The organism is Enterobacter sp. N18-03635, from assembly GCF_004006055.1.
In the GTDB taxonomy this organism is placed as follows: domain Bacteria; phylum Pseudomonadota; class Gammaproteobacteria; order Enterobacterales; family Enterobacteriaceae; genus Enterobacter; species Enterobacter vonholyi.
Genome location: NZ_CP034768.1, coordinates 76,910 through 90,188, shown reverse-complemented (window position 1 = coordinate 90,188; position 13,279 = coordinate 76,910). Strand labels below are relative to the sequence as shown.

Below are 13,279 nucleotides of genomic sequence, written 5' to 3'. Positions count from 1 at the left end.
ACGATAATACCGGCGAATATATTTATGATTAATGCTACATAAGCTAATCACTACCAAGCGCTCACATCGGTAAGTTCTGTTCCAGTAAGCACGATTTTGTTCTTTTTGATATACTATTTGCACCAACAGCTTTGTAATAGCGCCTGCCTCGATTACGCTGAACTTCAGTAGGGATCGTCTAAGGACTAGAATTAAGCGTAGCAGCTATAGCGCGAATGCTCATTTTGGCTGACAAAACAGCTAGTATTTCCTCGTGCCAGATTTTCCTTTGCTATAAATGTCCGTCTTCCAACAATCCTCCACAATTCCATGTTTTCACATGACTCGCCACACTTTTGGTCCAGCTCCTCTCTATGATATGTTGCCTTTACCACGGCTATTGCCTATACCGTTCAGCCAAACCGCGACCGCCTACGTGAACGACAATCAGTCCGGATGGCTACATTCAGTAACTGCTAGGGGAACGCAACGAGATGATATTGAGCCACACAGACTTCCAGTCAGTTAAGGCTTCCCTGACGGAAGCTGAAAGGTGAACCGGGGAAAGTCAGCGACGGATGTTAAGGGGGCATGGCTCCGATGACTCGCTGGCTGGCGGAGCTTCCGCAGTAGTCTGTGATGGGGAAAGCCCGTTACACGGCAAAGGGAAGCAGTTTAAAGGTGTTTGCGAAGTGAACTAACAGACCTAATAAGGTGAAGACCTTCGATAATCAGCGAAATGTAACACAAGCTTGTCACATTGGCAGCAACAGACCCGTCTCGACGGATAGGACGGCTGCTGGGTCTGATAATGGCTGGCCGAAGCCGCACGGATCGCCTTTTCATCAAAGGGGGCATATAACGGTTGGCTCGTTTTGGATAACATTTCGGTTCTTCTTTCACTGAGAGTTTAGTCTCCCAGAAACCCGGTACGGTTCAGCCGGTTGCAGAGATAAAAGGATGTGTTATAAATGGCTAATATCTGATCTCGTTTTTCGTCCCCCTCCGTCATGTACAGAGTGATACGTGTTATTTTGCACTCCAGTCGTCCCATCATAGCCTGTCAATTGCCAGCATAGCCTGTCATGATTCTTCTGAACATTGTATTGCAGTGCATACCCCTGTTTTTCTGGATGTGGTTTTTCCGCCCTCCCCGGGCGGTTTTTTTTCCATACACCGTAAACTCCGCCAGTCACCATGCCCCGACCACAACATGCACTCATTCCACTGGCTTTTATATCCAAAAAAATAAACTTTCAACACACATAAAACTAATATAACTATAATCAACAAAATTACATTCCAAAAAAACACACTTCGATTCTAAAGTACCGCAGTGATTCATTCCATCAGGAAGAATATTAAACTGTGAAAAAAGTTCTTATTCGGAAAACTGCAATCGCCACACTTTTGGTGCAGTTCTGCTCTCCATTATCTGTTGCCTTTACCCCGGCTATTGCCTCCGCCGTTCAGCCAAACCGCGACACCACCGCGACCGCCGACGTGAACGACAATCAGGCCGCCGTACGCCTTGCCCAGGCCGCATCCCGGGCAGGGACCTTCTTGAGCAACGCCCCAGATACCGATGCTGCTGCATCACTCGCCAGCGGGTACGCCAGTGCCGAAGTCCAGCAGTGGCTCAGCCAGTTCGGCACAGCGCGCACCACCATTGACGTTGATAAGGACTTCTCACTGAAGGGCTCCTCTCTCGACCTCCTGGTGCCCCTGTACGACTCGCCTGACCTGCTCACCTTTGCCCAGGGCGGTATCCGCCGGGCGGACGACCGCACGCAGTCCTCCCTCGGCCTCGGCGTGCGCAGCTTCGGGCCCGCCGGCATGCTCGGCGCCAGCGCCTTTATCGACCACGACCTCTCCCGCAGCCACACCCGGGCGGGGCTCGGTATTGAATACTGGCGCGACAACCTCCGCCTTGGCGCCAACAGCTACATGCGCCTCTCGGGCTGGAAGGACTCCCCGGACGTCACCGACTACCTTGAGCGTCCGGCAAACGGCTGGGACATTACCGCCCGCGGCTGGCTTCCTTCGCTGCCGCAGCTCGGCGCCTCGCTGGGCTTTGAGCGCTACTACGGTGAAGAGGTAGGCCTGTTCGGACACAGCAACCGCCAGAAGGACCCTTATGCCGCCACTGCAGGCCTGAACTGGACGCCGTTCCCGCTGCTCACCCTGAACGCCGAGCAGCGTCAGGGCAAGGGCTCGGCCAGCGATTCCCGCCTGGGTCTTGAGCTGCGCTACACCCCGGGCGTATCCTGGGCGCATCAGACCAGTCCTGACTCCGTCGCCGCACTGCGTAGTCTGAGCGGTGCTCGCCATGACCTTGTCGAGCGCAACAGCAACATTGTCCTCGAGTACAAAAAGAAAGAGGTCATATTCCTGAAGACCCAGGAGCTGGTCACTGGCTACGCTGGTGAGCAGAAGCCCCTGAGCGTGGAGATAAAGAGCCGGTATCCTGCTGAGCGCATTGAGTGGCAGTCGCCAGAGCTGGAGGCGGCCGGAGGGATTATCATGTCTTCCGGCCCGCATTCTCACGCTGTTATACTACCGGCCTGGCAGCCGGGAAGAGCTCTCCACGGCAATACCTATACGGTACGCGGTGTTGCCGTGGACGGCCGGGGCAACCGCTCTGCCGCGTCCAGCACTCGTGTTGTCGTTTCACAGGCAGCCATCAGTCCCGCACTGTCGGGCCTGAGCCTTTCGTCGCTTAATCTGGTCCCGGACGGCACCAGTGCGCAGAAAGTCACCCTCACCCTGCGTGATGCAGCCGGCAATCCGGTTGACGTGGACGAAAGTGAGATTGTTACGGAACGCAGCGATAATACCGACAAAAACGTAGCGCGGGCTGCACGCGGTCTCGCCCGGGTGGGGCATTTCGTACGCACCTCTGCCGGCAGCTATGACCTGACGGTTACTCCGGGAACGCAGGAAGAGCACTTCACGCTGACTCCGTATGTGCGCGGCTACAGCGCCGGCACCATCACTGTCAACATCAGCCAGACTCTGAGTGATGCTAACTCCTCACTGGTGGTCGGGCAGCCTGTTACCGATACGGATACGCCGGTGCCTGTAATGCTTACGCTGCGTGATGAGGCGAGCATTCCGATTAACGGCCAGAAGGTGAGATTCAGCAGCGGTCAGGACGGCGTCACCTTCTCTGACGTGCAGGAGTCTGCTGGCGGAGTTTACACTGCCACTATGCGCGCCACGCGGACGGGCGTGGTGACGGTGAGCTCTATTGTGAACGGCATCCAGCTGGCGCAGCCGCAGGCCACCGTCACAGTGAAAGCGGGCTCTGTCTCGCAGGCCACTTCGACCCTGAAAACAGACCGTACGCGTTATGCCAGTCAGGAGGATGTGGTACTGACACTGACTCTGAAGGATGCATCCGGCAACAGTGTGACGGAGGTGGATCTTGCCTCTGCCACATTTACTGGTCCGGGGCTACAGGAGAAGGAGGGCTCAGCCTGGACGCAGGCCGACGGCGTCTGGACCCGCACCTTCACCGCGACGACGGCGGGCACCGGCCTGACGGCCGGCATCACGCTGGGCGGCACGGCCGTTACCTCCGCCCCGTACACCATCACGGCTGCCGCGGCTTCTGCGGCCACCTCCACCCTTGAGGTCAGCGGCGGCGTTAACGGCACGTTCACTGCCGGAGACAGCATGACCGTCACCTTCACCCCGCGCGACGCGCAGGGCAACCCGGCAGATATCGAGGCTGCGGTTGTGGACACCATCAGCGCGGAAGGCGCCGCGCCGGCCACGGGCTCAGCCTGGACGCAGGCCGGCGGCGTCTGGATCCGCACCTTCACCGCGACGACGGCGGGCACCGGCCTGACGGCCGGCATCACGCTGGGCGGCACGGCCGTTACCTCCGCCCCGTACACCATCACGGCTGCCGCGGCTTCTGCGGCCACCTCCACCCTTGAGGTCAGCGGCGGCGTTAACGGCACGTTCACTGCCGGAGACAGCATGACCGTCACCTTCACCCCGCGCGACGCGCAGGGCAACCCGGCAGATATCGAGGCTGAGGCTGTGGACACCATCACCATGGCGGGCGCCGCGCCGGCCACGGGCTCAGCCTGGACGCAGGCCGGCGGCGTCTGGATCCGCACCTTCACCGCGACGACGGCGGGCACCGGCCTGACGGCCGGCATCACGCTGGGCGGCACGGCCGTTACCTCCGCCCCGTACACCATCACGGCTGCCGCGGCTTCTGCGGCCACCTCCACCCTTGAGGTCAGCGGCGGCGTTAACGGCACGTTCACTGCCGGAGACAGCATGACCGTCACCTTCACCCCGCGCGACGCGCAGGGCAACCCGGCAGATATCGAGGCTGAGGCTGTGGACACCATCACCATGGCGGGCGCCGCGCCGGCCACGGGCTCAGCCTGGACGCAGGCCGGCGGCGTCTGGATCCGCACCTTCACCGCGACGACGGCGGGCACCGGCCTGACGGCCGGCGTCACGCTGGGCGACGGAACCGTCACCTCCGCCGCGTACACCATCAAGGCGGGCGCGGCTTCTGCGGCCACCTCCACCCTTGTCGTCAGCGGCAACACGTTCTGGATTGGAGACGAGATGACCGTCACCTTCACCCCGCGCGACGCGCAGGGCAACATTGCGAACATGCCACCCGAGAGTCCGGATACCATCAACATACCGGGCGCCGGGCCGGCCCCGAACCCAGCCTGGATGCTGGCAGGCGGCACCTGGTTAATGACCGGCATCGCACAGAATGAGGGCTCCGACATGGTGGCCTCCATCTTTGTAGCCGACGGATTAGTTCTCTCCGCCCCGTACACCATTACAGCGGGTGCCACGAACTAAAGGCAACACCGGAGTACCTGAAAGCCCAGGTACTCCTCCCCCTCTCTAAACTAATAAACTTTTTTATGATGAATACTGAATTCACTCCGCAGCAGAAACTTGAAAACATCATTCGCTCCCTCCGGGAAAAAAGGAGTGTTATGGTCTCCGGGCGAGAAGATATAGCCATGACACTGCGCGCACGTCCCACTGTCTTCTTTCTCGAGGAGGGGCGGGCCTCCCTTCGCCTTAAAAGTAATGGCTACATTATTGCCGACTTCACGGCACCCGCGGTGCTCGGTCTTGAGCTGCTCTGCGGTCGTGAACCAGATACAACCGTGGCCGTTCAGGATTCAGCTCGTCTTATTCAGGTGCTGTCTTCTGACCTTGCTGCGGAAATTGAGCTGTCGGGGATGTGGCATGATGTCTTCAGCATTCTTGCGGACAATGCGCGGCATGTGCGGGATAATCTCGCCATCAGTGCGTTCGGCAGCAATTACCACATCGTTCGCCATCATCTTCTTGCCCTGAGCAACGGTGACGGGGGCCTCCTGAAGCAGGAATCGTTTCACCGGTATATCAGCGAGCGTTCAACCGTCTCCCGCAGCACTCTGTACAAGGTAATCAGGAGTCTGCAGGCTGGGCAGTACATTACCATGGAAAGAGGAAAACTGATTGAGCTTCGACATCTTCCAAAAAATTATTAAAGATGAGTCTGTGGTTAAGGTTTCCATCCTTACCGACCCGCCAGAGTCATGCGTTGCATCAAGGAAGATAAAAGGCTGGCTGTGATTTACTTCACCCGGTGCGGTCAGTTCTTTGCGCTCTTTAGGCTCATGCACAGAACATCGCCGCTGAATGTGGAGTGCGGACCTGACACCGAACCCAGGATACAAAGCTGTCCATGAGTGCTGCAGAGCACCCTGAGCATTACTGATGAGGGGAACACCGTTTTCCATGTCTTCTGCGAGCGGCTCTGTCTGTACGGCAGCTGCATCGAGAATCACAGGAAGTGGCTGAGTGAATTGCCACGGATAATCCAGGCTGAGCCTCTTAATTGTCACAGCCTTTTTTCACAACATATTGAACTATTGCTCGTTACGTTCTTTCCTGTGAAGCATGGGCTCTCATCCAGACTGCTGAACCAGCAACACCGGGGCAGCACTCTCTTGGGCAGAAAACCGTATATTCATTATATGTTCTGTATTCTGTGTTCGGTCGCACCATGACCCGATTTCCTGAGCGATATGGTCCAGATAAGGCCGTTTACAGCCCGCGTTCAAAGTCAGCTGTGATGAACATTACTTTCAATAAGTTGCTTTTATCTCCTGAAGCTCATGGTCTCGTTGACTGGTCAGCGACAGCGCTGGATGGCAGCAATATCCGAGCGCTCATCAGATGTGCTGCCAGGGCTAAAAAGAACATACTGACATATCCAGAGATATTGAGCGGGGGCGCACTCGCGGTGGTTTTGGCACAAAATCAATCTAGCGATAGACGGAAGCGAACTGCCGTTAAATATCGTGCTCAGCCTCGGACAAACCAACGAAAGCCAGTCCGCAGAAAGCCTGCAGGACTGCATTGGTGTTCAGCACCAGAGAAGCGACGTGGTCATGCTGTACTGGCGGATAAAGTTTACTCCGTGGGATATGTTATCTAAGCTAATGAAAAAATACGTGAATAGGGCGATTTTTTGCTTCAAAGCGGTACTGCAGCGCAAAAAGTATTTTGTGGTGATGGGAGTTGAGGCTTGCCTGCACGCCGTTTATGCGGACGTGTACTCCTCAGAACCCGACTCACAGAACTACAGCATACGGTTTCCGGCAGATGAGTGTTCCCACTCATCTTCAGCGAGAATTGAACGTTGAACCTACCAGCTTTAGTTTCCTGAAGCAGAGAAAAGCCCTGTCCTCGGTGCAGGTATGTTCATTACTGAAAAGTGAAAGCCCCTCCAGACTGATTCAGGCAATAATTAAAGTGGGCGGAATTAACAAAACATTGATTGATGATGAAGCGTTCCGCAGGCTTATACTGACTTAACTTAACATCGGAGAAAGCAGCTATGCGGTTGCCAGAGCGATCTGCCACGGACAGAAAGTGAGATAGGAAAGCATTATACCGACGGTCTGGAAGAACAACCGTGCGCTCTGGCACTTGGCTCTGGATAACATGCGGTACGCCGCCCTCAAGTGCGGGCTGTATATCGGCGTTTTCTGTGCTATCCTTTCCAACGGAAGTCGAATCAAATGGCATCTTCACATTCATTTCTCTTGGGCGCCTGGTCAGACGGCGTCTCGCAGCCGCCCATCACCATCAAATCGCAGTGGCGCAGCCTTATACTGACCGCCGGATGTGATTACTGGCATGTGTACATGTCAAAAAAGAGGGCCGGTGGCAAAAACATCGTGAAATAAGACTCAGAGAAAGCTGAAGCTACAAAATGCGGATGCGGCATTTGACGTTTGTCATAACGGTGGGCTCTGTTGAACCCGCCGTTAGTGGACATCTAAAATTACAAGTGCGTTTTAAACCATTCTGTCTGAATGCTGATAACCTGCTTAAGATGCTCTCCTGCATAAAAATCGTAATGACGTGCACTGCTTACCTCGTATAGCCTTTTTTCTTTGGCCCCCACAGCGTCAAATAAGGCTCGTCCCTGCTCCGGTGGATTAACCGTATCCTGACCAGCAATAACGATCAGGGTTGGGCACGTCACCAGTGAGGCATTAAATGCGGGTTTATACAGAAGAGTTTCGCGCACCGTAAGGAATGGTATTTTAATGTCCATCTTTGGATGTTGCGTTCTATTTTCTTCAAAAAATGATTTTGATTCTGTATCGCTCAGTACCCGATTGACCCCCACGAACATTTCTTTACCGGTGCTCTTCTGCTTTTCAGCCATCTTGTCCAGGGTTGAAACAAAAGCTTCTTTCTCTTCCTTATTCATATTCCCGGTGACTATTCCTTCACCGTCTGCAAAAGCCAACTGACTGACAATACATTTGACCCCCTGGCTTCTGACCGCCGCACCAAATACGTGGCATCCTCCAAATGATGTTCCCCACAGGCCAATACGCTGGGCATCAAGGGATGGCTGTTCTCTTGCCCAGTTAACAACGGAGATAATATCGTCAATTTGCATAGCAGGGACCAAGCGTCCACGTTCGCCGTCACTGTCCCCAAAACCACGATAATCAAACGTGATTGTGGAGAATCCGGCGCGGGTAAATGCTTCAGCAAAATCAGGTAGCAAAAATTCTCTGATACCACAGAAGCCATGGCACAAAATGATCACCGGGCTTTTTGTACTGTCGGAGGGAGAACGAAGCGTCAGAACGATGCCTTTAGAAATTTTTTCTGTTGAAATTTCCATTAATATATGTCCTTTTATCAGGTCAGTCATTAGAAGAAAAATTAAGCTCTAGAACTCTGTTTAGGAATCTGCAGATATTGGTCCTGAATATAGCACCTCCGACCAACGTTCTAAATACAACCGATTAAACTGGTTCTTCCTTTGATCCAGAACGTCTTTTCCATTTTGATGTAAATAAACTAACTAGCTTAATTAGTTATTTAACGTCATAGCTGAGGATTAATTTCCTCCGAACATTATAAATCAATACAATCACAACAATAAATAAACACATCACACTAATAGGATTAGTTAAAAATACAGCGGCATCTCCTCGTGATAGCAGCATAGCTCGCCGTAAATTCTCTTCGAATATTGGACCAAGAACAAAGCCCAGAAGTAAAGGAGCAGGTTGAAATCCTAGGCGAGATAAAGAATAACTAAAAACGCCAATAGCCAGCGCAATCAAAACATCAAAAATATTTGCATTCGTGCTATATACACCGATACATATTAAGAAGAGTACAATAGGAAATATTAGTCTATAAGGAATAGATAGCATCTTAGTCCAGCATCCAATTAGAGGTACATTAAGAATTAAAAGTAATAAATTCCCAACCCAGAAACTGGCTATAAGCCCCCAAAAAATTAACGGATACTCGTTTATTAATTGAGGACCTGGCTGAATATTTTGGATCATTAGCGCACCAAGCATAAGCGCCATTACAGCATCTCCTGGAACACCGATACTCATAGTCGGAATAAACGCAGTTTGTGCAGCAGCACTGTTCGCTGCTTCTGGACCTGCAACACCTTCAATTGCTCCATGGCCAAAACGCCTTGGCGATAATGATATTTTTTTTTCAATTGCATAGGACATAAATGATGCTATAGTTGAGCCAGTTCCAGGCAATATACCAAATAATGAACCTATTACTGAGCCTCTGAGAATCGGCATTATTGACTTTTTTCTTCCATTTCGATTTAGTCGCATTGACTTTATAGATATATTGGAGTCGATGGTTTCCCGATTATTATCGCGGTTAGCATTACGCAGGACATCGGAAATTCCAAAAAGTCCCATAGCGATCGCAACAACTGCAATCCCATCATTGAGTTCTGCAAACCCAAACGAAAACCTAACAATTCCAGAATTAATATCTGTACCGATGAGTCCAGCAACCAAACCTAAAAGCATCATCGCAATACCTTTTAATGGTGAGCTCACAGAAACAGTCGATGCCAGCAAGAGACCAAGCATTAAAATAGAAGTATATTCTACCGCCCCAAATTTGAATGCAATACCTGTTAAAAAAGGAGTGAATAATATTATGAGAATAATACCTACAGATGCGCCGATAAAAGATGCAAACATTGAAATCAACAATGCTTGTGCAGCAAGGCCTTTTTTGGCCATAGGATATCCATCAAAACAAGTAACTGCATGCGATGTAACACCAGGAATATTCAATAAAATAGATGTTATTGCCCCGCCATATTGAGCCCCATAATATAGACCAGCTAACATCATCAGAGCAGCAGTAGGATCTAGATTATAAGTAATCGGCAATAGAATAGAAATAGCAGCAAGCGGACCAATCCCAGGCAAGACCCCTACGACATTTCCAAGAAAAACCCCTATAAAGGAGTATAGTAAATTAATTGGCTCTAGTGCTACAACAAAGCCGTCAAAAAGGCTAATAAATTTATTCATAAAAACTTACATCTCGCGGAAAAATGGAAGCTGAATTTGAAGAGCAAATGCAAAGAGTAACATTGCAATAACACTTGCCAAGGACAGTATCAACGCAGATAACGGAGAATTATTTTTATCCCCTAGTGCTGATATAAACACTATCGAGAAAGTTGCAGGTACTAGACCACAATAAATGCCCAATATCACGAAAGCTAAAAAACCACCAACAAGGAAGAAGAAAGCTCGTAATTCTTGCGTGGAGACTTTTTCGATCTTATCTTGACTTATAGGTACTGCAACCATGATTATACTTATGACAACCATGCTCCCACCTATAATTAAAGGAAAAAAACCCGGCCCCATATTTTCTAATGTTCCTCTCGGGTAGCTAAGTCCGCCATACAGAGTAATGATAGCGATTGAAAATATAACCACTGATGAAGCCCACTCTCTTTTTTTACTTTTCAATTTTTCTGTCCATCTCTATTGTTAATAGTTATATTTCAAAACATATCTAAAAGAATTGGTTAAGATTTTGTGTTATACTATTGTTTGTCATTTCTGGCGTCCTCTTCTTTTTTATTTAGTTAAGGGACTGTTTGTCAATCGCCTTTTATAGAATTCTATAAATAATTAAAAATACATACATCAGGGTTATCCATAATTTTATGACTAAAAATTATCTAGCTGTATCAATAGCAACTCTAGCTGCTGCTAAATCCCAGGCGGCACAACCGACAGTCTTAAAAAAAATGGGGCGTGAAAAATCAGGTTGAGATGTCAAAATATCGGAAAGCGAATGAACCTCCGACCAATCAATTTTCGCTTGAAGCAAATCACCCGCCTCATTTATGCCGCCTGTTTTTTCATCTATAACCACCTGACTGGAACGTACTGTATCAGCAAAAATCTCAGAAGCATTTGGATTACATGTTCCTACACCAATAAGCAATCGTCCAGCGATTGCTGGTTCAGAATAAACAGGATTAGTACTGCTAGTCATAGTTATAACTACATCTAAAGACTCAGGGACAACGTTACTAGTGCATGGGCGTAATTCCACACCAATCGAAGAATGTTTACGGCAAAACTCTTTAGCTTTAGCCTCACTTGTTGCTTTAATCCAAAAACTCATATTAGGAAACAATATATTAAATGCCTGTAAGTGACTTATTGCCAGTTTTCCCGTACCGATTAACATTCCCTCAGAAGGCGGAGCAGAACAGAGATGCCGCATACCAACTGCACTTAATACCGCTGTACGCCTTTCTGTTACTGTAGGCCCATCCAGTAATAATATTGATTCGCCACTTTTTGAATCGTAAACCCTTACCTCACTATGTACTAGCGGTAAATCTCGCTTGCGGTTGTTGGGATTAACGAGAATTAGTTTGTGTACAGTTATATCATGGGCACTAGCAACCATCGAAAAAAGATGTCCGTGTTCAGGCAAGGATATATAGGTGCGTGGAGGGCAAGATATTTTCCCTTCGCCATATTCACGGCAAACCTTTTCAAGCGAATTAAATAGTGCTAAATGCCCGAGAAGATGTGCAGTCTCTTTAGCATTTCGAGTAATTTTTTCTATTTTTCCAGGTTTTTTCCAGGGTAAACACACTTTTAAACTCATATTACAAACCATCCATCCGAGTTACATGAAATTATTTTGAGCTGTTTTTTTCAGCAAGCGGTGTCCACTTTTTAACTTCATTATTTAAAAAAACTTTAAATTCCTGTGTGTCAGCACCAACATAAATAGCTCCTATATTTTCTAATCTACCCTTGATCCATATCTTATCGACTGGCTGAGTCAAAGCACGCGCGATAACCGATATTACTTCAGGGGGAGTGTTTTTTGGAGCAAATAAACCAACCCATCCTGACGCTTCATAGTTATACAAATCAGGAATCTCAGAAAGAACTGGCACATCTGGTAGATCCTTGAGGCGCCATTTTTCGGCAACTGCAAGAATTTTTATATTGCCTGAGTGAATATGTGGAGTTACAGAAGGAAGACTATCTAGCGTAAAATCTAAACGACCGCCTATGAGATCGATCAATGCGGGTGCGCTTCCCTTATACGGGATATGGGTAAGTTTCATACCAGTCATCTCTTTTAACAACTCAATACCCAAATGTGAAGTAGAGCCCTGACCTCCACTACCATAAACAAGTCCTGCATCACTATTTTTGGAAGTGTTCATTAAGTCTTGTACACTGTTAAATGGAGAGGACTTATTTACAACTAAAGCCATCGGTGTTCTGGAATAAAGAGCAACAGGGATAAGGTCGAGCTCAGGATCAAATCTTGCTTTTGGATAAATTATTTTGTTAGTAACACTGGGGCCTAATGTGCTTACCAAAAGTGTGTAACCATCTGAACGAGCTTTTGATACATAAAACGCCCCTATATTCCCACCTGCACCAGGTTTATTTTCAACAATAACTTTAACCTTCAACTCACGAGATAAATGCTGTGCCATTATACGACCAGAAATATCAGCACCACCACCTGGAGGAAAAGGAACTATCAGCCTTATCATTTTTGATGGGTAAATTTCAGTTTCAGCAAAAGCCGATGCGAAAAAAATTTTATTAATAAAAAATATAAGCATCAAAAATAATTTACATGATCTGTAGTTTATCATTAGTAAATTACCATAAAGGTTTGTGTTTAATACTTCCCAGGTTTTAATTGAAATATCCATTCAATTTTAAAACCGCCAACTTGATAAGATTAAAATGTAAGCAGTAACTAGGTTGAGTTCTTCCTATTTATTGGCACGTAAATGTGTTTACCCCATTAACGTGGCACCAATATTTTAATGATAAACAGAATGCTTTTAAGTTATAACGGCAATTGTTCAAAATTACACTATATTAGCAACTCAATATTTAATATCATAATTATATTTCTCACTCGCGTAAACCCCTAAAAAAAACTTCAATTGTTTTTTTGTAACTTAAAACTAGTATTTAGTGTTGTTATTTGATTCGTAAGGCCCTTCAGTACTGGTGCCCACAGAGGGGTTATAGACTTGATGAATCGCCAGAGATTAGACGCCTCAGAATCATTTATGGACTGACCACGCCCTGGTAGACGATCCTGCCCTATAGTTTAAAGCTTCCCATTCAACCATAGAGGCACTTGTGATTGTGCAGTTGGATCACTTATTTATCGATCTTTCATCAACTACAGGTTTAGTATGTACAATTCCCCCCTGTTCTTTAGTTGCGATGTAGGTGTTTTTACATGATTATATAAATACGCATTTACTTATGTTCCACGTTAATGATCATAATCACGTTCGGGGCATTTTTTATAGATCATAAAACTAATTATATAATTTTATTACTTAAAGAGAGATTACATATATCTTATCCTTTATAAAGTTTCTTATTACCCTGAGAAATTTATTGATTTTCTG

At 48.3% G+C, this 13,279-nt stretch carries 7 protein-coding genes and 2 pseudogenes; 3 read left to right on the top strand and 6 right to left on the bottom strand.

Annotation, left to right across the window (positions count from 1 at the left end; translation table 11 throughout):
- Positions 1 to 73: 73 nt before the first annotated feature.
- Positions 74 to 253 (bottom strand): annotated as a pseudogene (locus ELK40_RS00540) (helix-turn-helix domain-containing protein); the annotation flags it as partial.
- Positions 254 to 1,347: 1,094 nt separating this feature from the next.
- Here ELK40_RS00540 and ELK40_RS00530 point away from each other — a divergent pair.
- From ELK40_RS00530 to ELK40_RS00520, 3 genes and pseudogenes are all read left to right on the top strand, one after another.
- Positions 1,348 to 4,824 (top strand): inverse autotransporter beta domain-containing protein, encoded by a 3,477-nt coding sequence (locus tag ELK40_RS00530; protein WP_127728952.1) that lies wholly within the window; start codon positions 1,348 to 1,350, stop codon positions 4,822 to 4,824.
- A 65-nt stretch (positions 4,825 to 4,889) separates the two neighbouring features.
- Positions 4,890 to 5,510 carry a helix-turn-helix domain-containing protein gene (locus tag ELK40_RS00525; protein ID WP_127728950.1) on the top strand — a complete coding sequence of 207 codons (621 nt, stop codon included), beginning with the start codon at positions 4,890 to 4,892 and terminating at the stop codon, positions 5,508 to 5,510.
- Between the two features lie 1,201 nt (positions 5,511 to 6,711).
- Positions 6,712 to 6,959: pseudogene (locus ELK40_RS00520) on the top strand (Tn3 family transposase); the annotation flags it as partial.
- A 356-nt stretch (positions 6,960 to 7,315) separates the two neighbouring features.
- Here the strand turns inward: ELK40_RS00520 and ELK40_RS00515 are convergent.
- The 5 genes from ELK40_RS00515 to ELK40_RS00495 all read right to left on the bottom strand — a co-directional run bounded on the left by ELK40_RS00515 (position 7,316) and on the right by ELK40_RS00495 (position 12,559).
- Positions 7,316 to 8,176, bottom strand: a complete 861-nt coding sequence (locus ELK40_RS00515; RefSeq protein WP_127728948.1) for an alpha/beta hydrolase — start codon at positions 8,174 to 8,176, stop codon at positions 7,316 to 7,318.
- A 196-nt stretch (positions 8,177 to 8,372) separates the two neighbouring features.
- Positions 8,373 to 9,869 (bottom strand): tripartite tricarboxylate transporter permease, encoded by a 1,497-nt coding sequence (locus ELK40_RS00510; RefSeq protein ID WP_127728946.1) that lies wholly within the window; start codon positions 9,867 to 9,869, stop codon positions 8,373 to 8,375.
- A 6-nt stretch (positions 9,870 to 9,875) separates the two neighbouring features.
- Positions 9,876 to 10,319 (bottom strand): tripartite tricarboxylate transporter TctB family protein, encoded by a 444-nt coding sequence (locus tag ELK40_RS00505; RefSeq protein ID WP_127728944.1) that lies wholly within the window; start codon positions 10,317 to 10,319, stop codon positions 9,876 to 9,878.
- A gap of 211 nt (positions 10,320 to 10,530) precedes the next feature.
- Positions 10,531 to 11,481: a delta(1)-pyrroline-2-carboxylate reductase family protein gene (locus ELK40_RS00500; RefSeq protein ID WP_164850599.1), complete on the bottom strand. Its 951-nt coding sequence runs from the start codon at positions 11,479 to 11,481 to the stop codon at positions 10,531 to 10,533.
- A gap of 31 nt (positions 11,482 to 11,512) precedes the next feature.
- Positions 11,513 to 12,559 (bottom strand): tripartite tricarboxylate transporter substrate binding protein, encoded by a 1,047-nt coding sequence (locus ELK40_RS00495; RefSeq protein ID WP_127728940.1) that lies wholly within the window; start codon positions 12,557 to 12,559, stop codon positions 11,513 to 11,515.
- Between the last annotated feature and the right edge of the window lie 720 nt (positions 12,560 to 13,279).